This window comes from Sutcliffiella horikoshii (assembly GCF_020524325.1).
Lineage (GTDB): Bacteria > Bacillota > Bacilli > Bacillales > Bacillaceae_I > Sutcliffiella_A > Sutcliffiella_A horikoshii_D.
In genome coordinates, this window is sequence record NZ_JAIVKY010000005.1 from 66,140 (window position 1) to 90,505 (window position 24,366).

At 37.8% G+C, this 24,366-nt stretch carries 24 protein-coding genes and 1 pseudogene; 15 read left to right on the forward strand and 10 right to left on the reverse strand.

The window, feature by feature from the left end; genetic code table 11:
- Positions 1-220: 220 nt before the first annotated feature.
- Positions 221-676, reverse strand: a pseudogene (locus tag LC091_RS05190) (VOC family protein).
- A 148-nt stretch (positions 677-824) separates the two neighbouring features.
- Entirely contained in the window at positions 825-1,106 is a 282-nt protein-coding gene (locus LC091_RS05195; protein WP_226680825.1) for a hypothetical protein, read from the reverse strand.
- A gap of 96 nt (positions 1,107-1,202) precedes the next feature.
- Between LC091_RS05195 and LC091_RS05200 the strand changes: the two genes are divergently transcribed.
- Both LC091_RS05200 and abc-f read left to right on the forward strand, forming a co-directional pair.
- Positions 1,203-1,652 carry an NUDIX domain-containing protein gene (locus tag LC091_RS05200; protein WP_226680827.1) on the forward strand — a complete coding sequence of 150 codons (450 nt, stop codon included), beginning with the start codon at positions 1,203-1,205 and terminating at the stop codon, positions 1,650-1,652.
- A 369-nt stretch (positions 1,653-2,021) separates the two neighbouring features.
- Positions 2,022-3,746: a ribosomal protection-like ABC-F family protein gene (abc-f, locus tag LC091_RS05205; RefSeq protein ID WP_226680829.1), complete on the forward strand. Its 1,725-nt coding sequence runs from the start codon at positions 2,022-2,024 to the stop codon at positions 3,744-3,746.
- Between the two features lie 58 nt (positions 3,747-3,804).
- On the opposite strand, the gene LC091_RS05210 is transcribed toward abc-f, so the two are convergent.
- The 4 genes from LC091_RS05210 to LC091_RS05225 form a co-directional block, all read right to left on the reverse strand.
- A complete protein-coding gene (locus tag LC091_RS05210) occupies positions 3,805-4,314 on the reverse strand; it encodes a hypothetical protein (protein WP_226680831.1) in 510 nt (169 codons plus the stop codon).
- A gap of 64 nt (positions 4,315-4,378) precedes the next feature.
- Positions 4,379-5,053: a LysM peptidoglycan-binding domain-containing protein gene (locus LC091_RS05215; protein ID WP_226680833.1), complete on the reverse strand. Its 675-nt coding sequence runs from the start codon at positions 5,051-5,053 to the stop codon at positions 4,379-4,381.
- 158 nt (positions 5,054-5,211) lie between these two features.
- Positions 5,212-6,243 carry a Rossmann-fold NAD(P)-binding domain-containing protein gene (locus LC091_RS05220; RefSeq protein ID WP_226680835.1) on the reverse strand — a complete coding sequence of 344 codons (1,032 nt, stop codon included), beginning with the start codon at positions 6,241-6,243 and terminating at the stop codon, positions 5,212-5,214.
- A 71-nt stretch (positions 6,244-6,314) separates the two neighbouring features.
- Positions 6,315-7,379: an AbrB family transcriptional regulator gene (locus LC091_RS05225; RefSeq protein ID WP_226680837.1), complete on the reverse strand. Its 1,065-nt coding sequence runs from the start codon at positions 7,377-7,379 to the stop codon at positions 6,315-6,317.
- A gap of 270 nt (positions 7,380-7,649) precedes the next feature.
- Here LC091_RS05225 and LC091_RS05230 point away from each other — a divergent pair, with 270 nt between their 5' ends.
- A complete protein-coding gene (locus tag LC091_RS05230) occupies positions 7,650-8,846 on the forward strand; it encodes an MFS transporter (RefSeq protein WP_226680839.1) in 1,197 nt (398 codons plus the stop codon).
- Positions 8,847-9,167: 321 nt separating this feature from the next.
- Positions 9,168-10,229 (forward strand): ribosome small subunit-dependent GTPase A, encoded by a 1,062-nt coding sequence (gene rsgA, locus LC091_RS05235; protein WP_226680841.1) that lies wholly within the window; start codon positions 9,168-9,170, stop codon positions 10,227-10,229.
- 84 nt (positions 10,230-10,313) lie between these two features.
- Here rsgA and LC091_RS05240 read toward each other — a convergent pair whose 3' ends face one another.
- Positions 10,314-11,102, reverse strand: a complete 789-nt coding sequence (locus LC091_RS05240) for an alpha/beta fold hydrolase (RefSeq protein ID WP_226680842.1) — start codon at positions 11,100-11,102, stop codon at positions 10,314-10,316.
- Between the two features lie 299 nt (positions 11,103-11,401).
- Between LC091_RS05240 and LC091_RS05245 the strand changes: the two genes are divergently transcribed.
- The 5 genes from LC091_RS05245 (at position 11,402) to LC091_RS05265 (ending at position 14,962) form a co-directional block, all read left to right on the forward strand.
- Positions 11,402-12,379 carry a S66 family peptidase gene (locus tag LC091_RS05245; protein WP_226681320.1) on the forward strand — a complete coding sequence of 326 codons (978 nt, stop codon included), beginning with the start codon at positions 11,402-11,404 and terminating at the stop codon, positions 12,377-12,379.
- A 68-nt stretch (positions 12,380-12,447) separates the two neighbouring features.
- Positions 12,448-13,152, forward strand: coding sequence for a YwaF family protein (locus tag LC091_RS05250; protein WP_319003642.1), 705 nt, complete (start codon positions 12,448-12,450; stop codon positions 13,150-13,152).
- 335 nt (positions 13,153-13,487) lie between these two features.
- Positions 13,488-13,739 (forward strand): hypothetical protein, encoded by a 252-nt coding sequence (locus LC091_RS05255; RefSeq protein WP_226680847.1) that lies wholly within the window; start codon positions 13,488-13,490, stop codon positions 13,737-13,739.
- Positions 13,740-13,885: 146 nt separating this feature from the next.
- A complete protein-coding gene (locus LC091_RS05260; protein ID WP_226680849.1) occupies positions 13,886-14,212 on the forward strand; it encodes a cyclic-phosphate processing receiver domain-containing protein in 327 nt (108 codons plus the stop codon).
- Positions 14,213-14,434: 222 nt separating this feature from the next.
- Positions 14,435-14,962: a mismatch-specific DNA-glycosylase gene (locus LC091_RS05265; RefSeq protein WP_226680851.1), complete on the forward strand. Its 528-nt coding sequence runs from the start codon at positions 14,435-14,437 to the stop codon at positions 14,960-14,962.
- Positions 14,963-15,012: 50 nt separating this feature from the next.
- Here the strand turns inward: LC091_RS05265 and LC091_RS05270 are convergent, their stop codons facing one another.
- The 3 genes from LC091_RS05270 to LC091_RS05280 form a co-directional block, all read right to left on the reverse strand.
- Positions 15,013-15,273 carry a hypothetical protein gene (locus tag LC091_RS05270; protein ID WP_226680853.1) on the reverse strand — a complete coding sequence of 87 codons (261 nt, stop codon included), beginning with the start codon at positions 15,271-15,273 and terminating at the stop codon, positions 15,013-15,015.
- Between the two features lie 160 nt (positions 15,274-15,433).
- A complete protein-coding gene (locus LC091_RS05275) occupies positions 15,434-16,279 on the reverse strand; it encodes an STAS domain-containing protein (RefSeq protein ID WP_226680855.1) in 846 nt (281 codons plus the stop codon).
- Positions 16,280-16,336: 57 nt separating this feature from the next.
- Entirely contained in the window at positions 16,337-17,299 is a 963-nt protein-coding gene (locus tag LC091_RS05280; protein ID WP_226680862.1) for a D-2-hydroxyacid dehydrogenase, read from the reverse strand.
- A gap of 440 nt (positions 17,300-17,739) precedes the next feature.
- On the opposite strand from LC091_RS05280, the gene LC091_RS05285 reads away from it, so the two are divergent.
- The 6 genes from LC091_RS05285 to LC091_RS05310 all read left to right on the forward strand — a co-directional run bounded on the left by LC091_RS05285 (position 17,740) and on the right by LC091_RS05310 (position 24,282).
- A complete protein-coding gene (locus LC091_RS05285) occupies positions 17,740-18,261 on the forward strand; it encodes a sigma-70 family RNA polymerase sigma factor (protein WP_226680863.1) in 522 nt (173 codons plus the stop codon).
- Positions 18,254-19,585 (forward strand): DUF4179 domain-containing protein, encoded by a 1,332-nt coding sequence (locus tag LC091_RS05290; RefSeq protein WP_226680866.1) that lies wholly within the window; start codon positions 18,254-18,256, stop codon positions 19,583-19,585. Before LC091_RS05285 ends, LC091_RS05290 begins: the two co-directional genes overlap by 8 nt.
- Before the next feature lie 164 nt (positions 19,586-19,749).
- Positions 19,750-20,517, forward strand: coding sequence for a 3-hydroxyacyl-CoA dehydrogenase (locus LC091_RS05295; RefSeq protein WP_226680868.1), 768 nt, complete (start codon positions 19,750-19,752; stop codon positions 20,515-20,517).
- A 731-nt stretch (positions 20,518-21,248) separates the two neighbouring features.
- Complete coding sequence (locus tag LC091_RS05300; RefSeq protein ID WP_226680870.1) at positions 21,249-21,905, forward strand: hypothetical protein; 657 nt, start codon at positions 21,249-21,251, stop codon at positions 21,903-21,905.
- A 5-nt stretch (positions 21,906-21,910) separates the two neighbouring features.
- Positions 21,911-23,938 carry a DUF6792 domain-containing protein gene (locus LC091_RS05305; protein WP_226680871.1) on the forward strand — a complete coding sequence of 676 codons (2,028 nt, stop codon included), beginning with the start codon at positions 21,911-21,913 and terminating at the stop codon, positions 23,936-23,938.
- A 5-nt stretch (positions 23,939-23,943) separates the two neighbouring features.
- Positions 23,944-24,282, forward strand: coding sequence for a hypothetical protein (locus LC091_RS05310; RefSeq protein WP_226680873.1), 339 nt, complete (start codon positions 23,944-23,946; stop codon positions 24,280-24,282).
- Positions 24,283-24,366 lie beyond the last annotated feature (84 nt).

Below are 24,366 nucleotides of genomic sequence, written 5' to 3' on the forward strand. Positions count from 1 at the left end.
AACCTTGAAAAACTGGAAGGTTCGGTCAATTCACTGTAATGTTCGGTCAACTTTTACCGGGGATTCGGTCATTTCAATTTTTGGTTCGGTCAAATATCGGAAAACTTTGATCAACTTTTCAAAAACTTCGGTCAACTTCGCGAAAACTTCGGTCAACTTCCAAAAATCTTCGGACATTTGCGTTGGACAACCCCAAAAATAACAACGAAGTAAATCCTTATTACTGAAAAGTCTTTTCCCACTCGCTCAAATGTAAGACGCCTAATTCAGGTTTGGGGTCCTGGTCAAGTAGAGCAATATACTCCAAGCTATTGCCGTCTGGATCTGAGAAATAAAAACATGCGGCGGGCATCCATGCGTGGACAACAGGTTCACTTGCGTTCAATCCAAAGCTTGAGGAAAGCTTGATACCTTTTTCAGCCAAAAATGTTGGGACGCACCGCAACTGTTCAAGTGTTACCTTAAAGGCAAAATGGGAGCGAACAAACTCATGCTCATTTACTTCCTAAACTCCCAGCATCTGTTGTTTTTTTTCTGCATCACCTAAAAGGAAAAATGCAACCCTTCGCTCCTCCAAAAAATATGCAAGCTCCAGTCCCAGACATTTATAGAAAGCTACCGCCGACTGCAAATTTATCGTTTTCACATGCGTTTCATATAATTCAGCATTTTTCATGGAAAGTTACCTCCTGTTATTTATTAACTACTTTTATTGTAATAGGAGGTTGGAGCCCTGACCTCTGAAATAAGTTTGAAGATCCCATACAACTTTAGACGGAAAAAACACACAACCAACTGAGGTTATGTGCTTGGGTTACTCTATTTTATGGAGTTTGTTTATCTAGTTCTTTCGGAGCCATTTTGATACTACGATAGTTGTTCACCACCCATATCCCTAACAGCGAGAGAACGGTGGACATTGTAATGATGGCAGGTAGCCAGTCGGTGATTCTTGCAATCAAACTATATAAGATTCCAAAACTGACCATGGTAAGAATCACACTGACAAAATGAACTTTTTTGTTCAGATATGCCATTAAACTACCACCAGAAAAAACAAGCATACCTAACAAGAATAGCGCAATCATTGGAAAAAAATATTCCATGCCTTGCATAACCTCCGTTATGATGGTTTCTGTTTCTTAATGTATAGTATATCATAAAAATGAGAAAAGATTCAGATAATGGAGAGGAGGCCGCTTATGGAGGTTAGACAAGCGGTTGGTGCTATTGTAACAATAGGCAAGGAATACATACTAATACTAAAAACAAAGATAAATACCACAGAAGGAAAAAAAGAAATCCAGGGGGAATGGGATTTTATCAAAGGCGGGGTGGAGAAAACAGATTCCTCCCTTTATGAGGCCATACTAAGAGAACTGAAGGAAGAAACCGGAAAGAACACCTTTTATGTTATAAAAGAATTTGAAGAAAAAATAAGTTTTAAATTTCCCCAAGGCGTTGCAAAAAAGATCGGTTATCATTCCCAAGAGACAACCATGTTTCTTGTTGAATATAAAGGGGAGAACAAAGACTTGCTGCCACAAGATGACGAGGTCAGTGAGATAGGTTTTTTCAAAAAAGAAGAGGTTCAAAGAAAGCTTGCTCACGAGGAAACAAGGCAATACTTCAAAAAGCATTGTTTGAATTAGGATTGACAATATGTAAAAGGGAAAATATACTAATAGTGCAAGACTATACGAGAAAAGGAAGGTACTAGGTGCGATGTGGAATTAATCTATTTTTTTAGGAGTGAACTCATGTGATTAATAAAATGAGAACCCTGGAGAATTGGATTAGTCTGCCCATTTTTACCTGCCATAAGTATCGATGTATAGTTGTTTCGCTATCCGTAATGGATTAGTGTTATTTTGTGATACTTACTTGTAGAATAGGCGTTGTTTGCATATGCAATCGACTTTTCTTTTAGACCTCTCCAGGTTTCTGGGGAGGTTTTTTGTAATGATTGATACTATGGCTGCTCATCTATAATTAAAAAAACAATAATGAGGTGCATATGTATGACAGTGATACTACAAGTTAAAAAAGTAAATAAAAGTTTTTGGGAACGGGATATTTTGAAGGATATCTCTTTTGATATAAGAAATGGTGAAAAAATTGGGTTAGTTGGATGGAACGGCGCAGGCAAAACGACTTTGATGAAGTTATTGATGGGATCTATTCAACCTGATTCAGGAAGTATATCTAAACTACCTGCTACAATAAAGGTCGGGTATCTGCCGCAAAGTACTGATTATACCATTCATACAGATCAAGAAATGATGGAGGAAGCCAAAGACCTTTTACGTACGACAAGTGAGCTGGGTTTGGGTAAGTCCATTACCAGGGAGGAAGTCTCCAGTGACACTTTAAGTGGTGGAGAAAGACTTAAGCTAGCTTTGGCAAAAATATGGTCCCAAACCCCCCAGCTTCTTTGTCTGGATGAGCCAACAAACCATATGGATATGAAGGGTGTAAACTGGCTAGTATCAGAACTGAAGAAGTTTGCTGGTGCAGCCATCATCATCTCCCATGATAGATATTTCTTAGATAAGACAGTTTCTAAGATATACGAAATAGAAGACTGTAAGATAGTGGAGTATGAAGGTAATTACTCAGCGTATCGTGAAGAAAAACAGCGTCGTCACGATCAGCAAACGCGTGACTATGGAAAGCAACAACGTAAAATAAAAATGATTGAAGATCAAGTTGCCAACTTGAAGCAATGGTCAGAAAAGGCACATAGGGAGGCAGGGAAAAGAGATAACCCTGGTGAACGTAAACAGATGGGGTTAAAGGAATTCGAGCGGGTAAAAGCGAAGAAAAAGGATAATCAAATTAAATCAAAGACAAAAAGACTGGAGCTTGAACTGTCCAAACATAAAGTGGAAAAACCGAAGGAAGAAGTACAGGTGAAATTTGAATTTGAAACGGATGGTAAAAGAGGGAAAAGAATTCTGGAGGCGAAAGGGCTAACTAAACAATTTGGTACTAGACTTCTGTTTGAAAAAAGTCATTTTTACGTGAAACATGGAGAGAGAATTGGGTTAGTTGGTGAAAATGGGGCAGGGAAAACCACTTTTATCAAAATGCTATTGGAGCAGGAACCTACTACAAAAGGTTCCCTGTGGAAAAGTGCGTCATTGAAAATTGCCTATCTAAGCCAGGAAGTCAGTGATTTACCTGTGAATCAAACCGCTATGGAATATTTAGAACTGAATGGGTGGGAAAGTGTTTCCAAGGCTCGGACGATTTTTGCAAATATGGGGATGCAGGAAGAAAAACTGACGAAACCTCTTGATACCCTGAGCCTTGGCGAAAAGACAAGGGTCAAATTGGTCCACATGATCATGCAGGAGTACGATGTTTTAATCCTTGATGAACCGACCAATCACCTGGACTTACCAAGCAGGGAACAGATGGAGGCTACCTTGTCTACGTTCAATGGTACGCTCATCGTTATCTCCCATGACCGCTATTTTATTGAGAAACTGTGCGACAAGCTGCTTGTGATTGAAAATAAAAGAATCAAACGGGTGGAAACAGGTCTACAGGAGTATGAAGAGAGTAGGAAGAAGGAGGCTTCATCTTCTGTAAAAGAAACCAGAGAAAAGATTGCCGTATTAGAGGCAAGAATTACGGAATTGCTAGGGAAAATCAGCATGGTAGATAGGGACAGTGACGAATATTCATCCATGGATAATGAGTTGTTACAATTGATGCAATTAAAAAAGGAATTAGCATAAAAAAAGAGGCAGTTGAGAGGTGGAAACGGACCTTTCTACTGCCTCTTTTCATATAGATTTATGTGGCAGTAGAGTTGTTTTGTGATTGCCTTCTTTTCTGAATAGCATTCATCCCCATTACTACTGCGACCAGTTCCTCGGTCTCAAGATCTGGAGTGTAATCTGACAATTGAAAGGCAGGGGACTCAAAAAAGCTATCTATTCTTTTGAATTCCGCAGCCAATTCATCGTTTTCGTCAAATAAAGTGTACTCCCTTGAAAAGGCGGGACTTTCTAATCGATAAATTCCTCTCCCGTGTGCTTTGTATTCATAGATGGACTTAAAGAAAGCAAAGCGCTCGCGAAGTTCCCCAAGCTCGTTTTCCTGATGGTCTTTTACAAACCATTTGTTGGAGAAGAAGCCAAAACTTCCGCTTACTATAGTATCGCCTGCTGGAGTTTTCACATCAACGGCAGCAGAAAAAGCACTCCTTAAATCTAACTTTCCAATAATTATTTGAGTCCCATCATAAATTTCTGTTTCTCCAGAAGAGAAGAAGTTATCTGAAAAATAGACAGTCTTTTTCATTCGCTGTCCCTCCTTTTTTTATATCTAATAATACGAATAAGAGTAGAATGAGTTTCATAATTATTTAGTTTAGTCTCAATTTTTGTCCTGAATAAATGGTATTGGAGCTTAGTTTATTAAGATCTTTCAAAGCAGTAACTGATATGCCATATTTCTTAGATAACGAATACAAGGTATCTCCCTTTTTTACTGTGATGGTGAAGCTCTCTGGAGAAGGGGAAAGGTAGATTTGTTGGCCAATTTTTATGGTGTGATTAGGTAGATTGTTCCAGTTTTTCAGTTGCTCCACAGAGGTGCCAGCTTTTTTGGCTAAAGAGTATAGAGTATCTCCTTTTTTGACTTCAATAATGACAGGAGCTTTCACTAAAAGTTTTTGACCGGTATAAATTTTATCATAGGTTAACAGATTCCATTTTTTTAACTTCTTTACGGTAGTTCCGTGAGTTTTGGCAAGGGAGTAGAGGGTGTCACCTTTTGCTACAACAATATCTGTTGCTTCTCTAATAATGAGTTTCTCCCCAACGATGATCTTGGAACCTGTTAGATCATTCATCTTTTTGATCTCATCAATAGTGACATCGTATTTCTTTGAAAGACTGTAAAGGGTATCCCCTTTTTTAATGGTGATCACTTCATCAGTGTTTGAAGCAAAAACAGGTTCAAAGGATGAGAACCCAAGTGCCCCCGATAGGCCAAGGGTAATAGCTAATGCAAGAATGGCTTTTTGATGTTTTTTCATGTTGAACACTCCAATTTAGGAATTTTGATTACACTTACTTTGACGTAGTTGGTTGAAATTTGTCGCTTGTACATGAAAAATAGTTAAGCCCTTTTTTTAGGAGTTGTAGGGAAAATGAAAAGCCCGCGATAATAATCGCAGGCTTTTCTAAACTTGATCTAAGCTCTCGTTTTCCAAGCATTCAACACATTCTGTTCTTTTTCTCTATGAATGCCCGCTTTTCTTTCTTCATCTTTTCTGGAAATTTCAAAATGAAGAACATCTTGAACTGTATCTTCTACTGATCGCACTTCCAATCGGTGTTGCAAGGCCTTCTCTATACTTATGGAACTTGCACCACGCCAAGGTTCACTGCCCTCTACAAGTGGATGCTCTTCGGGAATCCAAAGCGGCATTTCTGTCCAAGGAGCAACATGTTGTTCCAATAAGAAACTCTCATCTGCCCAGACGAATTCCGCATCAGATCCTGATACCCGTTTACATGTGGTCAGGAAATCTTCCATTGTGAGAGGTGTTGTTGGTCCAGTTACGTTAAAAGTGCCGGTTATTTTTTCATCTGCCATTTTAAGTATCCACAGTGCTATGTCTCTAGCATCAATATATTGGACTTTTCTATCTTTTCTGCCAGGTGCTAAAACCTCACCACCTTCAGCAACCCGATTGACCCAATAGCTGAAACGATCCGAATAATCATAAGGGCCGACTAGTAGCCCAGAACGGACATGCAGGACCTTGTTAGGCATATTTTCTTCTGCGGCGAGTTCACTCTCTGCTTTCAAAGCTCCATAATGGGCATTGATTTGCTCTTGTGTTCCGTAACCGATTTCTTCTATTTCTTTTTCTGTAAGGGATTGAACGGGATAATCCTCTTTTATACCAGATGGAATCCAATCTTTGTAAACCGAAATGCTCGAAATGAAGGTATAATGGTCGACTTTATCAGCAAGTACCCTGGTGGATTCAGCTAAAGCTTTTGGGGTAAACCCGCACGTATCTATTGCCACATCCCATTTACCAGCTTCAAGTAAGGAGAGGTCTTTGTTTCGATCTCCTACAATACATTCAACCTGAGGAAATACATCTACATGATTGCCACGATTAAACATCGTTACTTCATGGCCTTGCTTTAACGCTTCTTCTACGATAAATCTTCCTAAAAACCGCGTACCGCCAATCACTAAAATTTTCATATGTAGGCCTCCTGAATAGGTTATAGTATGCTAATTCTCTTTAACAGACAAATAATCCTCTTTTTTGACTTTTACACAATCTTTTCTTTAGAAATCCTCGTGAAATACCACTTAAGAAGAGGCGGGACAACAATAATAATGAATAACAGACGTATTAATTGCAAAGAGCTGACAACAGCAGGATTTCCTCCGACAGAGGTTGCCGTCAACACCATTTTAATAAGCCCGCCTGGTGCGACGCTTAGAATGGCAGTCGGCAAATCCAAGCTGGTTATCGCTGCGAGAATCATGCCAAGTCCAAAAGACACCAAGATTAACGTTACGGTCAAACCAAAATAAACAACGCAATATTTGCCCCCAAGCTTCAAATCTGCAAAGGCTATTCCTTTTCCCATACCTAATCCTACAGTTATTTGCGCGATTATCAATAATAAAGGAGGAAGAGTTGCCATTTCCATCAGGGTTATGTTAAATAGGGCCGTCAAGGCAAGTGGAATGATGACAATACCTGCTGGAATTTTATTTTTGAGCATAACCCCGCCAATTATGGCTGGAAGGAACCAAAGATAGTGCCATCCACCGAATTCATATGTACGCCCTATTGCAGCCGTAACATCTTGCCCAATCCCGTTAGATGAAAAAGCATGGACGACAATAAAAGGAACCATGAACAACACAGTAAGCAACCGTACTGTTTGGAAAATGACTACCAAGGAACTTTTCGCATTAAGCGATTCACTTGCAACCACCATTTCGGAAAGCCCTCCAGGAATAGATCCAAATACACTCGTAATTTTATCTACAGATATCCATCTCGTAACTAAAATGCTGTTCATAATACTTACAGCAACCAAAGCAATGGTGGATAAAACATAAGGCAGTATGTACGGTGCGACTGTCAATAAGGTGTCTTTTGTAAAATAAAGGCCGAAAAATAATCCGAGAATCAAAAAACCACTTTGCTTTAAAGGATCCGGACAGTACACCTTCCGCTTAGAAAAACCTTGATAAAGCAAAATGGAAGATAGTGCTCCGAGAACCCAAGGCAGAGGCAGGTTAGCAAGGTAAAACACATATCCCCCAAGTCCGCCTATCATATATGCTTCTATTAATATTAGAATAGGTATATTTCTCATGTTAAAGGCTCCTTTATTTGAATAAAGCAAGTGTAGCAGATTTTGGGTGGGCTGATGATGTAGATGGAACTCTTAATCGCCCGATTTTGTTTGAGAATCGCCCGTATTTCTAAATTATCGCCCGATACTTTGGAAAAATCGCCCGATTCACATTTATTGTAAATCCGATAAGGGAATACTTCTTCCATTGACACCAGCCTTCAAAAGTCATAAAATACTAAAGTTGATTTAGTAAGAGGCACGAAATAAATAATAGGAAGAAGTGACATAATGGCACCTGAACAACGTAAGAAAATGATTATTTTAATGATAAATATGTTCATTGCAGTAGGGAGTTTCGGGATAATCATTCCTATTCTTCCGGCATACCTTGATTCCATCGGTGAAGGCGGATTGGCTGCAGGGTTAATGATTGCTATTTTTGCCGGTGCACAGTTTGTCATGTCACCATTGGCTGGAAAATGGGCCGATCAATATGGACGAAGAATCATGATTATCCTCGGCTTAGCCGGTTTGACCTTGTCCATGTTTGTGTTTTATGGATTTGATTCTGTGTGGATGCTCTATTTTTCTCGCGTTATTGGTGGAATAGGAGCAGCGCTGTTAATACCTGCCCTTTTTGCTTATGTAGCAGATATTACCACGGTGGAACAACGTGCAAAAGGGAACAGTTACATTTCCGCTGCCATGTCGCTTGGTATCGTGATAGGCCCTGGAATTGGGGGATTCTTAGCTGACTTCGGATTAAAAACTCCTTTGTTGGTTTCTGCTTTGATCTCACTTGTGGCAACTATTTTTTCTATCCTTGTGTTAAAAGAAAGCAGAGAGAAAGAGACTGTAATGGCACACGAAGAAAACCCAGAACCGATGATCAAAAAGCTGGCACTTTCGGTAAACAAACCTTATTTTATCCCACTAATTATAACGCTTGTAATGAGCTTTGGATTGATGGCGTATGAGTCTGTTTTAGGGTTATTTATAGATAATCAGTTTGGTGCAACCCCGCAAGAAATTGCTGTAATGATCACAGCAACAGGAATAATCAGTGTGATCGTGCAGCTTTTTGTAGTAGATCGGATTGTGCGTGCGATTGGGGAAGGCAATGTATTAAATATCTTCTTATGCGTAGCGGCAATCGGATTCTTGGTTTCGTTATTTGCTTCAAGCTATGGCGTGTTCTTTGGAATCACCTTGATTATCTTCTTGGCAACATCTATTTTAAGACCTGTCATCAATACGCTGATCTCTAAATTGGCAGGCAATGAGCAAGGATTTGCGATGGGGATGAACAATGCGTATATGAGTATTGGAAACGTATTAGGCCCAACACTTGCCGGATTATTATACGATGTGAACATCATCTTCCCGTTTGTATTGGGACTGTTAGTTTTAAGTGTGACAATCCTTATTTCTTTTACATGGCAATCGAAGCAAAAGAAAACATTGGCTCGAGTGGAAGCAAATTAATTTCTTTCAAGAAAATTCAGATAGCCTATTTACTTTTAGATAAAAATACCATATTATTATGATTGTATAAAAAACGAATGGAAGCGAGGGATGTTTTATGAAAAAGTTAATTGTCTTAAAAGCCAATCAATTAAATAATGAAGCACAGCCCTTGCATAGAAATCGTTAAAATTAATCAGTTCTTTTTCTGATGAGATGGTAGATTTCCATGGGCTGTGCATAACGTCTCATGGTTTATAAATGTTATTGCAAAAGACCGTGCGAGCGGTCTTTTTTGTTTTGCAAAAAAAATTATCTACTTTCCATTAGGAGGAAAACACATTGAAAAGAAATCAATTAGGTTGGAATGAATTTTTAAATAATGCTTTTATTGAATATGAAGAACAAGGATACACAGTGGGCAGAGTGATGCTTGAACATAAAAGGTTGTACAGAGTGGAAACAGATCAAGGTGAGTGCCTTGCTGAAGTATCCGGAAAGTATCGGTTTGAATCAGTAACTCGTGAAGATTACCCAGCTGTTGGGGATTGGGTTGTATTGAGCGAGCGTCAGGAGGAAGGAAAAGCAACCATCCACGCTTTGTTACCAAGGTTCAGTAAATTTTCAAGGAAAGCAGCTGGTCTTACGACTGAAGAACAAATTGTTGCAGCGAATGTGGATACCGTTTTTCTTGTACAATCCTTAAACTATGATTTTAATCCAAGGCGATTAGAAAGATACCTTGTGATGGCGTGGGAAAGTGGCTCCAATCCTGTGGTGGTCTTAACTAAGTCTGATTTGTGTGAAAATATTCCCGGGAAAATTGCCGAGGTGGAAGCAGTTGCCTTTGGTGTTCCGATTTATGCGGTAAGTGTGAAGGAAGAAACGGGATTAGAAGAACTGGAAACATATTTTGCTGAGGGAAAAACAGTGGCATTATTAGGTTCATCAGGTGCTGGAAAATCCACGTTGACGAATTATCTTCTTGGGGAAGAGAAGCAACTTATTCAAGAAGTTCGTAGTGATGATGATAAAGGAAAACACACGACGACATACCGAGAGCTGTATATGTTGCCTACTGGTGGTCTTGTACTGGATACTCCTGGTATGAGGGAGCTTCAATTGTGGGAAGCAGATGGCGCGATCAGTCACAGTTTCCAAGATATCGAAGACCTGGCAGAGCAGTGCTACTTCAGGGATTGTAAGCATGCTAATGAGCCAAAATGTGCTGTTCAAGGCGCGATTGAAGATGGTACGTTAGAGGCAGCAAGATACCAAAGCTATGTAAAGTTGCAGAGGGAACTAGCATTCCTTGAAAGAAAAAATGACAAACGTGCCCAACTTGCAGAAAAAGAGAAGTGGAAGAAAATTACGTCTGGAGTACGCGGCGGGAAAAAGAAATAAGGTAGAGAAGCCACAAGGTGCGTGATTGGTGCCTTGTGGTTTTTTGAAATATAAAAAAACTAGAGAGTAGTCACCCTCCAGTTTTTAAGCCGTAATTCTAATCTTATCCACCCTTTTCATAAAAGAAACGGCAAGATCATTAAATTTGTCACTTTCTTCAATGTTACAAACATGCCCACATTTCTCAATAACTTCTAAAGTGGAGTTTTCTTCCTGCTTAACATATTCCTTCGTATTGCTTAAAAACATATGATCTTCAGACCCGGAAATATATAGCTTTGGAATTTTGTTGTTTATTGTTTTTAACCGATCGTAAGTGGTGTACCCGTTCAAACCAGAGAGTACCCACCCTAGATAGGTTTCTTTGGAAAGTTTATAAGCCTCTTTAATGAAAGCTTTTCTTGAATCTGAGTGATTCTTCTTTGGTAGTAGAACTCGTGCAAAGATACGATAAGGTACCATGTGTGGCAGTATTTTTCTTAGAGGATAGAAAACGGACAGTCGGCAAAGAAACTCTCCCCATTTTTTCAGCTTTGGAGTTGCACCGCCAAGGACCATAGATTTAATGACAGCTGGTTTACGGAGGGCAATTTCCTGCATGATAATGGTTCCGAGTGAAATACCAACAAAGTGAGCGGATTCAATATTCAGTTTGTTCATAATCCCTATTGTCTGTTCAGAGGAATACTCAAAAAGATCCGCGCCCTTCGGGTATGGAGACTTTCCATGACCAGGCAGATCTAATAAAAGAATATTATATTCAGCGCGGAAAGCTTTCAGCTGCTTATAAAAAATGGAAGAATTCCCCCCAAACCCATGAAACAGCACAATCCACTCTTTCGATGAAGAATGAGTAAGCGTTTTATAATACATAATAGTCCTCACTTAATTTGCATATTTCAAATCAACAATCAATACCCAAAAAAACAAATAAAAAAACTTGTAATACCAAGTATACACATACCACACCAAGATTCTCAACCCGCAAATTCTTACTATTTTGTGAAGAATGAAAAAAGGGGTCTGACCCCTTTTATTCATTTTTTGCATAAATATTCTTATTCTAGTAAAGCTTTTGTATTTTTAGAGGTTTCTGGAAAGTTATAGAAGTTTTGTAGGTTCGTTTGGTAGAATAGTAGGTATATTGGTTGTTAATGGAGGTTGGGGTAATGATGGTACCAGAAAGACTTAAGAAGGGGGATGAAGTAAGGGTTATTGCACCTTCTACTTCTCATTCTATCCTGTCAAAGGAAAATATTGAGTTGTCGAGACATAGACTTGAACAATTGGGACTAAAAGTAACCTTTGGGAAGCATATCAATGAATCTAACAGTTTATTAACGTCCTCTATTGAATCTCGAATTGCGGATCTACATGACGCATTTGGTGATGAAAATGTGAAGGCTATACTCACCACTATAGGGGGATACCAGGCAAATCAACTATTATCCTATATTGATTATGATCTTATTAGAGAAAATCCAAAGATCTTTTGCGGGTATTCTGACATCACTGCATTAGGTAACGCAATTTATGCAAAAACTGGCCTTGTCACTTATTCTGGGATTCACTTTTCTTCTTTTGGTATGCTAAAGGGATTTGAATATTCTTTAGAATACTTTAAGAAAGTGTTACTTGATGATACAACATACGTTGAAATTGCTCCTTCTAGAGAATGGAGTAATGATGCGTGGTATATGGATCAGGAGAATAGAAAATTTTATCCAAATGAGGGCTATTTAATCATCAATGAAGGTGAGTGTGAGGGTATTGCAGTTGGTGGGAACCTTTGTACCTTGAATCTTCTTCAAGGTACCGAATTTATGCCAAGTCTTAAAAATTCCGTACTCTTCCTTGAGGATGATAAATTAACGTGCCCGAAGACATTTGACCGTGATTTGCAATCTCTGATCCACCAACCAGGCTTTAGTGATGTGAAAGGAATTGTAATAGGGCGCTTTGAGAAAGTGTCCAATGTTACAAATGAATTGATTCAAACGATCATTCACACAAAAAGGGAGCTTTTCCATATTCCAATTGTGGCAAACGCTGATTTCGGTCATACCAGTCCGATGTTCACTTTTCCAATAGGAGGGAAAGTAAAACTACAAGTGAAGCAAAACGCCGTGAAAATTACATTATTTAAATAGACAAGTATTTAGATACGAAAGGAGGTCCTGTGCAGATGTTTAGTACTTATACCGATCCGGAAGCTTATATGGAAGGATCACTCCTTTTTTCAGCTTCCCACTTAATAAGTTTATGCCTAACCCTAGCACTCCTTCTTTTTCTATTTTTATTTAGAAATAAACCATGGATGAAGCGGGGAGGCAGATGGTTACTCCTTTTGGGACTGGCTGGCTCTGAGATATGGCTAAACTATTGGTATTTATCCACGAACATGTGGGATATCCGATACACCTTACCATTCCAGTTGTGTTCTATAAGTCTATATCTTTGTGTATGGATGCTTTTGATGAGGCAGAAATGGGTATTTGAAGTGGTTTACTTTCTGGGTGTCGGCGGTGCTCTCCAGGCTTTGCTTACTCCGGAGTTGTTTTATGACTTTCCACATTTTCGTTTCTTGCATTTCTTCATCGCGCACATATCTATTATTTTGGCTGTATTTTATATGCTTTGGGTTGAAAAGTTTCAGGTGAAGTTCAAGTCGGTTTGGAAAGCATTTGCTGCTTTGAATGTCATAGCGTTAGTGGTGTTTTTGGTGAACCGCCTGACGGGTGGAAATTACATGTTCCTCGCACAGAAGCCTACTAATGCTAGCCTCATTGACTTCTTGGGTCCTTATCCTTGGTATATTCTTACACTGGAACTGGTCGTACTGATAATCTTTTTACTCTTATATGCTCCATTTTTCATTAAAGAAAAAACGAAAACGAAAAGCCGAGCAAATGCCAAGCTTTAGTATAAAACCGCCCCCAGGGTTGGGAGCGGTTCTTTTAATATTTTCTAATCGTCTTCATTACGTATTTATATACACCAAAAAAGATTAGAGAAAAAACGACAACAATTAAGACATCAATTAAAATTCCCATCTAAACAATAGCCCTCCCGCACAAACACTTTTACTACAATTCTATCTGCATTACCACCAAGTTGCAAACCATTATGTTACAGTATAAATATTTGTGATTTGTAATTTCTAATTTGTAATAGTCCTGTCACATTCCCGTTTTTCGTCATAGTATGTAGATAAACGAAGGGAAGATACAGATGGGAAGCGTAAAGAAGTTTTTACTATTGTATACAATGATTATGGGGTTGTTTTATGGAATGTTTGCTATGTTGAGCTATAATAGCATTCAATTAAAAATAGAAAAGCTTGAAGTATTGGAAGAGCAATATATAAAAAAAGAGGCAGATGGCGAAGTACCTTATTCTATCAAACAACAATACGCAAAGGAATATCATGAATATGATCGCCTGCAAAATAGACTACAATCCTTTTGGATGAAGTGGGTATTCTACTTCCCGGAGTTCAAGAAACCTTAAGAGTTAAAAATGGTACATTATTCCTATAATCTTCTTGTCAGCCCTGCTATGAAAGAGTTTAGTGATAAGTTTGTCGGCTTTTAGGAAAAAATTAGTAACGGATGTATGTTACAATATAGCTAAGTCGAATATTTGGAGGTGTCATCTTGAAAATTAACGTATTTCTTGATGATAGTCGCACATGTCCTGATGGGTATATACTCGCAGAAGACATTGACCAGTGCCTCACCTTGTTAGAGAACCATGCGATTGGGCATCTCTCTTTGGACCATGATTTGTTGAACAAACATCGAAATGGTCTGCTTCTCGTTCATAAGATGGTGGAGAACGAGCTGTATGCGGATAGAATTACCATTCATTCTGCAAACTCGGTTGGCAGTAAAGCAATGTATCGATATCTCAAGCAAGCGCAAGAAGATATGAAAATGCCGCCAAACATTAAAGTGCTACTAAGACCTCTTCCGCTTTTTTAGGCGTCGCCCCTACTTCTACGTTCCATTCATTTCCATGATACCGCAAAAGGGTTCGTACTACACATAAATCGGATCTTTCAACTAGAGTAATAATCAGATAAAGCAAAGCAAATCGGAAATTTATGCTTTAATGATAGATAATGAAAAGACTAGGCGGGAAGCTTCCGTTTGGTCTTTTTTAGAATAGTTGATAAAATAAAGTAAAGAAATGAGGTGAAAAGAGTGGAGGCGATTTACGACCATATTGCCCATAATCTAGATATTCTTTTTGTTGGCTACAATCCAAGTATCCGCTCTGGTGAAACTGGCCATCATTATGCAAACCCAACCAACAGGTTTTGGAGCATTCTTTTTGAATCAGGGCTCACTCCAAGAAAGTACGCCCCAACTGAGGATTTTAAGTTAGTAGAGCTACATTATGGTTTAACAAATATTGTTGCGAAGCCGACTGTTGGAGCAGCGGATATAACTAAAGAAGAATACCGACTAGGTAGATTGGAGTTGAGAAAGAAGATAGAACACTTTCAACCTAAAATCGTTTGCTTTGTAGGTAAAGGAGTGTATCAGGAATATAGCGGAGTACGTCAAGTTGAGTGGGGAAAACAGGATAAAAGCATGGTAGAAGGGACAATAGATTTTGTAGCGCCATCATCCAGTGGGCTTGTCAGAATGAAAAAAGAGGAGATCGTAGACATATACCGGAATCTAAATTCATTAAAAAATAGTATGGCGGCTAAAAAAATAAATTAAAAAAACACTTCCTCCATCTCTGAGCGAAGTGTTTTCTATTTTTGGGCGAATTACTTTGGAATAACAGGTGACTTTTTTTCTTGTTCTAAAGACCTTAACGCATTTCTTATTTCTAACATATTTTCAATTTGAAGAGTGAGTGTGTGTTTAATTAATGTATTCTTCTCTTGTTGCCCATCCTTCAAATTGGTAACATCTCTTTTTAAAACAGCACTATTTTGTTTTAGGGCTTCTTGTTCTTGCAAAAGGGCTAATTGAGCTGCCTTTATTTCTTTTAATTCAACTAGTATTTCATTTAATATTTTTTCCATCTTTTCACTCCTTTTATAAGAAGGAATATCTTCTTATTTTTTCATATACCCTACATACATAGATATATATAGTTTAAATACTCTTTCTGGAAAGACTTTAAACACAATAAGGCAAACTTGCCTGATTTAAAAAACGAGGGAAAAGAAAAAACCCGACAAGTTAACGTCGGGTATCAGGTAAATTTGGTAAAGTCAGTGCACCTGCCAATGTAGGCTTTATAGAGATATTATTAAAAGATATTCCAAGCTGTACGGTTGTTTGCGCAATTTCAGGTCTGATTCCGGATAGTGTTGTTTTTACTCCAATCAGGTTTAATGCCTTTATTAGATTGAAAATTTGGTCTGCAACAAGTGTATCTATAATTACCACGCCTGAAAGGTCAATATACAAATGATTAATTCCCTTATCCCCGCATTGCTGCAAGGTATTTTCAAGTATGAATTTTGCCCGGCTAGTATCAATATCCCCGACTAAAGGCAAGAGGGCTCGATTATTATCAAGAGCAATGACTGGCGAACTTAATTCTTTGATCATATCCTGCTGGGCTTGCAGTCGCTCTTCCGAATACTTTTGATTCTCTTCGACGAATTTAAGTACCACATTATCAAATGCCTTCGTTATCATATGCATCCACAATAATTGATTCTCTTTCTCCTCTTGGTGCATTGCAACAAACTCGTCAATAAAATTCAAATACTGACCTCGAACACGAAAGAATTCCTGCAAAATATGGTGGATTGGGGTTTTTAAATGTTGTTCATCCTGTGCGATAGACAAAATCCAATCCTCAAAGTCTTTGAAGAACTTTTCTTCTTCTTCAATAAAAATTTTGCATAATTGAAGGTGGAAATCGTAATTCTGCTTTTTTAAAGTGGCGACCACATCAGGATTTGTGGAAGCATACACTCCTTTGGTATTTTCTTTATCTAATGATTCGTACCATTCCTCTGTTAAAACTCTTGCTTTTTCTAATAAGAATGTATGTAGTTCGCTATTTCGATGCATGTTTAGTTCCCCCTAACTCTCTCCGTGTTTACCCTATATACTTGATAGTTAAACCATTTAATAGCCTTTTTTATAATCAACCAAATTTATTGAAGGTTTTTCATTCTTTAGATAGTGTTTCAGGTTTGGAATGAAAATATCCTCTATTACGCGTTTAGTATAATGCTCTGTTGAACCTGAAGTGTGAGGAGTAATGATGACATTGTCCATGTTCCATAATGGGCTATCTTCTTGTAAGGGCTCTTTGATAAAAACATCTAGACCGGCTCCGGCAATTGAGTTTTCTTGTAAGGCTTGTATTAGTTCATACTCCACGATTACTTCCCCGCGTCCTATATTAATGAAGAAAGCGGACTTTTTCATCTTTCTAAACTCTTTTAAGCCAAACATTCCATCCGTTTCATCTGTTAAAGGAAGCGTGACCACGACATAGTCGCATTTTGGCAATACTTCATGCAATTTGTCAGGAGTGAACATTTCATCTACATTGTCAGTAGGTTTACCTGAATGACGAACTCCCATCACATGCATTCGAAAAGCTTTAGCTATTTTAGCGGCTTCTTTTCCAATCTCACCTACACCAATAATACCAATAGTCTTCCCGTGGATTTCAAGGTTCATCTGTGCATGATGCCACTCTTTCTGCTGCTGTTGCTTCACATAAGTATGTATCTTTCTGGTCAAACCTAACATGAGAGCAAAAATTGTCTCAGAAATTGGATAGGCATGAACACCGTTCGCACTGGTTAAAACAATCCCGTTCTTAGAAAGTGTTGGTAGCGGTATACTGTTGACACCTGCACTCCACGCTTGTATCCAGCGAAGATTAGAACCTTCGACCAGTGAAAGCTTTTCTAGATCCTTTTTCCATCCAACAACTATTTCTGCCTCGTGTGCATAAGGTTCCCATATTTTTTTATCTTTTCCCACTATAACTTCAAATTGTGGGGCAAGCTCTCTTATTTGTTGCGTATAATTTTCTCCGATATTTTGCGTGATAAGCATAAGTCGTTTAGACATGTGTATGTACTCCTTCAATTGAGGTCTTTACTTTATTTTAACAGATAATAGATAATTATTAGAAATTTGAAGGGTATTTTCGAGGGTTTAGGGTCGAAATGTCGAATAATAGTAGTAGAATGTGAGAAAGTAGTAAGTGAGAAAGCAATTAATTTAAGGAAGGTAGGGCAATAAGGTGAAGAGAGTATTAACTACTTTGTTAATTTTGATTGCAGGGCTATTTTTATCATTGTTTCCTTACAATATGTATCAAGAAAAAAAGAACCTAGATTCTTTAAATAAAATGAAGGAAATATTCTAGAACGGTTTGGGGACAAATGATTGGCTACACACCTGTTAAGAAAAACAACAGGTGCTTTTTTATTTTGTTAAAACTTTTCACCAGATTAATAGGTCTAATGAGTATAAAACAGCAAAAGAGCTTTTAGGAGCGTGAGATTTTGGAAAAGAAATGGTTGGTGGAGAAAGCGAAAAAGGGAGATGAAGAGGCTTTTTTTACCCTGATTTCAACACATAAGGAACAACTCTATAGAATTGCTTATTCTTATTTGAAAAATGAAGCAGATTCACTAGAGGCCATTCAAGAGGTGACATATCGAGCATTTAAGGGGATAAAAAAACTGAAACAAGCAGACTATTTTTCGACCTGGCTTGTAAGGATTATGATCAACTACTGCAGGGATGAATGGAAGAAGAAAAAACGGGAGCCTAACATGCAAATGAAGATGGAAGAGCCTTTTACAGAAGATAATGATCTACAACTGGAAGTTCAAGAGGCTATTTCACTGTTAGGTGATCCATACCAGACAGTCATTCAACTCCGTTATATGGAAGACTTTATGATTAAAGATATCGCAAAGGTAATGGATTCTTCAGAGAATACCGTGAAAACTTGGTTGAGAAAAGGCTTGGAAAAATTACGTCTGTATTGGGATGAGAAGGGAGGAAGCAAGCATGTTTGAAAAAGAAGAAAAGAAACTGCAGGAGTTAAAAAAGGAGTACGGAAATGTGGAAATTCCTAATGATATTGATGATTACATTAGAAGCGGCATCAGAAAAGGGAAAAAGACTGCAATACCTCCATTCTGGAGAATCGGCATGGTTGCTGCAAGCATTCTCCTAATCATTTTCTTTACGACTATAAGGGTATCCCCTGCCTTCGCAAATTACGTCAGCAATATTCCAGGGATGGAGAGGATAGTGGAGCTGATTCGTCATAATAAAGGAATTATGTCGGCTGTAGAAAACGACTACCTTCAGGAAGTGGGAATCAGAAAAGAGGAAGATGGCGTGTCAATGACGATAGATGCCATCATCGTGGATGAAACGCAGATGTTGGTGTTTTATACATTTGAAAGTGATAAAAATTATTCCACCATGAATCTTAGTAATATCGAATTAAAATCGCGGTCAGGTGAAGAGCTTGATGTTGATGGAATGTTCTATGGTAGCCACTCGGAAATCAAGAAAGGGGAAAAGGTTTCAGGTCAATTAAAAGTCATTTATTCAGACAAAGAGATCATTCCTGAAAAATTTAACTTAGAAACTAGTATAAATATTAATGAACTAGAGAGTATTAAGGGCCTGAATTTTCCAATCGAAGTGGATACACAGAAATTTTCAGCAATGACGAAAGAAATAGCAATTGATAAGTCCGTAGAAGCAGGCGGGCAGTCCATCTATCTTAAAAAGATGGAAATCCATCCAACTCGGATTGCGTTATTCTTAGAGTATGACGAGTCTAACACACACGAGATCTTCCGTTTTGATGATATAGCGCTTGAAGATGAAAAAGGTAATAGGTGGACATCAGACGGTGGCTCTTCAATGGATGATAACAAAATAGTTATGTATTTTGAGAGTAATTACTTTTCTGAACCTAAGCAACTTGATTTGGTCTTTTCCTCATTAACTGCTCTTCCTAAGGATGAATTAGAAGTTATTGTGGATCTAGAAAAAGAGAATATTATTAAAGCGCCAAGTGATAAAAAGTTAAAAAAGGTTTGGTTAGAAGATGGAGAAAAAGACGTGAAAGGGATATATTTTCAGATTGAGGTCGACCTAAAAGACCATAATTACTTCTTTAGTCTATTCGATAGCAACATTATCGACGCGAGTGGAACTGTTCACGAATATACTACAAGAACCTATTCAAGTATGGATGGAACAAATTTGTATGAACAAGGATTGATAGTCGATACAGATAAGATGGTAAGCCCTATTACATTGAACATTGCAGAATACCCAGCAAGAATTACAGAAGAAGTCAAATTGAAAATAAAATGACACCAGTAGAAGGACACATCTTGGAGAGTGATGTGTCCCTTTATTTTTGTGGTTATCATACAGTTTGTACAGATTCCGTACACTTTTCATTGTAAAACTACCAACATTACTGGCATGCTTTTTGCATTAAGCATTAATAGGACATAAAAAGGAGGTAGTTTACTATGAACATTCAAAACTGTGTAGCCCTTGTAACAGGGGGAGCGTCTGGACTTGGTGAGGCAACCGTTAGAAATATAGTTTCTAAAGGGGGGAAGGCAGTAGTTGCAGATCTATCAGAAGAAAGAGGAAGAGTCTTAAAGAAAGAACTAGGGGAGTCCCTTCTTTTTATAAAGACAGACGTTACAAAAGAAGAAGATGTTTGCAACGCCTTAGATTATGGAATTGAAACGTTTGGATACATAAATACGGTGGTGAATTGTGCTGGAATTGGAGTGGCACAAAAAGTATTGAACCGAAAAGGGCCCCATTCGCTTGACGACTTTTCCAAAGTCATCTCTATTAACCTTATTGGTTCATTTAATGTAATTAGGCTGGCAGCTGAACGAATGAAAGAGAACGAACCGAATGCAGAAGGGGAACGGGGAGTCGTCGTAAATACTGCTTCTGTAGCTGCTTTTGATGGTCAAATCGGCCAGGCAGCCTATTCTGCTTCCAAAGGCGGGATAGTCGGAATGACCCTGCCGATTGCTAGGGAATTCGCGTCATTTGGAGTCCGAGTGATGACCATTGCCCCCGGGCTCTTTCACACCCCAATGTTTGATTCCTTACCAGCTGAAGCAAGGGATTCCCTAGGGAAGATGGTGCCATTTCCTTCTCGACTGGGGTATCCTGAAGAATATGCCCAACTGGTTCAAAGTATCATAGAAAATCCAATGTTAAATGGTGATACTATTCGGCTGGATGGAGCAATTAGGATGCAGCCGAAATAAAGAAGTTAATAGTTAGAGCTTAAGACGGATTTCGTTGATGAGATCCGTTTTATTGCGTGATTTAGGTAAATATCTATGAGTCTCAAGTCCTTAATTTGTTGAGGGATATGTTAAAAAGTAACAGAGAAGAAGTCTCAAGACCCGAAGAAGTGGAAGGGGAGGTCAAACGTTAAGAGAGAAGGCGTCTCAAGGCCCGAAGAAGTGGAAGCGAAGGTCAAACGGTAAGAGAGAGGCCGTCTCAAGACAAGTAGTACAAAAGTAAGATTTTATTTTTTGCATTAAGTGATGAATTCACCAAGGATTTCATTAAAATGGCAAATTGTTCTTCAATTTAATTAAGTAAAGTGTTTAAACCTGCCAAACGTAAAAAGATTAAAAAATGATTCTAAGTACCTGACTGTGAACTTTTCGAGTGAAATATTGTGGTTATGAAATAAGAATTAAATAATTATTAAATAAAACATACTCCTTATGGACTATAAATTCTTCAAATAGGAACTTCCTTTTTAGTGCCTTACTAACAGACAGGATTCGACAAACGTTTCAGTCAAATTGACTACTTTTAAATCACGTGGTAATTATTATATAGCTATAAAAAAGACTGGAAAAATTTTTGCTAAATTTTATATTATTTTTTGTTAAAAGGGATTATTTGTATAACGTATAGGGAATAAGTCTTTTAGAAAATACATATTATGCCACTTCGATGGCGTTGCCTAGGGGGAAGGGCTATGAAGAAATCAATGCTTCTAGGATTGATAAGTTCGGTACTTTTTTTAGGGGGTTGTGGGATGAATACAGAAATCGATGGAAATGGCTCTGATAAGAATGGTGGAAGTGACACTTTAGCTTTAAGCGATGATTTTACTAAAAGTTTTTTGAATAATGATACTGAAACAGAAGATGGATATTACCTTTATGAATCTGCAACTAAAGGCTACACGATGCTTTTTCCTGTCAACGGTAAAATAGAAGGGGAAAGTTACGAAAGGAATAAAAATGGATTTGAGTCCGTAAGTTTTCTTGAAAAAGAAGAGGAGAATATTTCCTCTTTTTATAAAGTTATTTATGAAAGTAGAGAGAGAACTAACAATATAGAATTAAACAAAGAATTATTGTCATCATATGTTAGCTATGATGGAGAATATGAAGAGTACAGCAAAAATGATAAATCATATTATTATGGGGAATCAATATACGATTTTGATGATGGTAATAAAAGCTATCAATACTTCGCATATATTAAGGCTAATAATGAAAGTAAGGGTGCAAGTTTCATCGCAAGTATATCATGTAGTGACAAAGAGAAGGCTTGTGAGGCTAATAGCGAAGTAGTAAAAAAGAAAGTAACAAAAATTTTGGATTCGATTAATTTTGAATCAAGGTGATTAAAATGAATGATGGAGAAATTTTGTTTTCAGAAGTCTTAAAAGCTAGAATTGCTCAATTAGAGTACGATCAATTAACTGTTGAGAATATCAGGAGGATTTACATTGAAGAAACAGGTAATGAACCTCCAGGGAAAATCACTTTGTATCATTCTGATGATTATATAGATAATGAAGAATTGGATTCTGGCTTTGACGGGACTGTTATTCATTTTTTTGATCCAAAAGTAGGAATCAATCAATCTTATACAATTACCAGAGGCAGCGAACCGCTTGAAGATAATGGATTAGGGGGACCTAATGACTGGTTATATAACCTTTTTGGCATTTTTGTAGGCAAAGTACAGAATCAATATGTAGATGCTAGAGATTTCGATCTTGTTGTTACTAATGAGATAAACAGTTTAGTAGAAAAAGAATTATCAACTTATAGGGCTAGAGGTTATGATATTTCGTCTATGGATTTAGTGAAAAGGGGAATTGGTCACTCCCTTGGAGGAAATTTGATACAAACCCTACAATTAATGAATGCTTCCTATGTTGATGTATTTACAATAAATGATGCACCACCAAGTGTATACCAACTAGCATTGATAGATGTCAAATTCAGACAACAAATCAATAATCATTTTAATACAGATGAAATGTCTGAAATTTATAATATTAATCCTGAAAGCCTTAAAAATTTTGGAGAAGAATATTATGGAGAAAAAGGTCAAAACATACATCACTTAACTATTAAAGAGGAATTTTTATATTCCATCATTGGTTTTAGAGGATTCCTTGATTTAGGGACAAGAACGGTACTTAATACCTCCAACCATACAGGTGGAATTAATAAATATATGAATAAAATATCAGATGAAAATTTGCAAAACATCCAACAATTCGTCGCAAAACACGCCCCAGCCTATGAAAAAGCAGGAGTAGACGGCCTTAACAGAAGCATGTTCGGTATCGACCAGGAACTCTTCACTCTAATTGATGATATTAAACAAGATTGGAAGAAAATATTTGAACCGCCGAAGTGGAAGCGTGGAGCGGTTCCGATGACGATTGGTGTCATTGGATTTGGAAGCTTTACAGTGGATATGCCGTTTGCGTATCCAGTTAAAGAATTTCCAAGTGATTTCTTTTCAAATCAACAAGAGTTTATTTCAAGAGCGATGGAGATTAAAGCTAAGTTGGAAGATTTGACAAAAGTTCTTCCTTCCTTACTTGCCTTGGTTGGAGAGATCAGTGAGGACCTGTTAAAGCTGATTCAGGTTCATGTAGAGGAAATGCTCGGTAGCATACAGCGTATGATTCAAGCAATTGGCAGTGCTGCTTTAGATATTGGAAAGAACCTTGTAAAAGGCTCCTTTACCCATAATCTGTCCCAACATGAGAATATCTTGACGTTAATTGAGCTTTCGGAAACCATAGAGCTGGAAAGCGGGAAGATACAAAACAACTACCAAGCGATCATAGACGACACGAATGATTTTGTTGGCGAGTTTGGGGATGCTGCTCATGCACATGGAATGGAGCATGTAGTAAACTCACTGAATCAAGTAGAAGGACGACGTTACGAAGGATCTGATTTAATTCGTTATAAAAACGCTACAGATGGAAGGACCATTGAGGTCAACCTATCTTCTGCAGTAAGGATTTATCAGCTTGGTCTGGATAAATGCATGGAAAAAGAAGAGGCACTCACTGCTTGGAGGAGACTGTATTACACAGAATACGTTGATGATCTGGAATTCAGAAAGAAGCGGGTGATGAATGCCATTCACCAGATGGAAGCAAATCCGAGGAATTACACTCATCTTCTTCCGGTTTCAAGTAGTGATGTAAAAGTTACCAAGATTAATGTTCATGAGTTTATCAGACCGCTAGATCCTATGTTTCAAGATTCTTTTGAAGGTATGTATCATTACCTTAGAGAGGAAATTGAAAAAGCAAAGGCCATGATTAGCAGGGTGAGAAAGTCAATTGAAGACCTATTTGAAGAAGATCAAAATATTTCGAAGTTGTTTGAATTACGGTAAAGGGGGTGGTAAGAATAGGACAGTATAAAACTTCGTATGTTTTTGCACCATATGAAGATTTACGATTTAAGCATCTTATTTTTAATGCGGAGCTTGGAAAAGTCCGTGAGATCAGTAATGAGTTGGCAAGTATCATCAACGCGGAGCTCGAACTGAGTAAAGGTAAAGTTATTGAACAATCATTACTGGAATTTAATAAGAATCACCGGCTGTTTACGATTATCACCAATGATCAGTCAAGACTGATGACAACCCTTTCCAACAAATACCACGAACATGTGGATGAGATGAACAGGCAAGAGTTGACAATCTTCTATGAAGAGGTCAATGAAACCATTAGTTGATATAGTCGAAATACCTAGAAAAATATCAATTTGTGAAAAAAATACTATATTTTGAGGTTTCATATTCTAGAAGCATGGGTATTA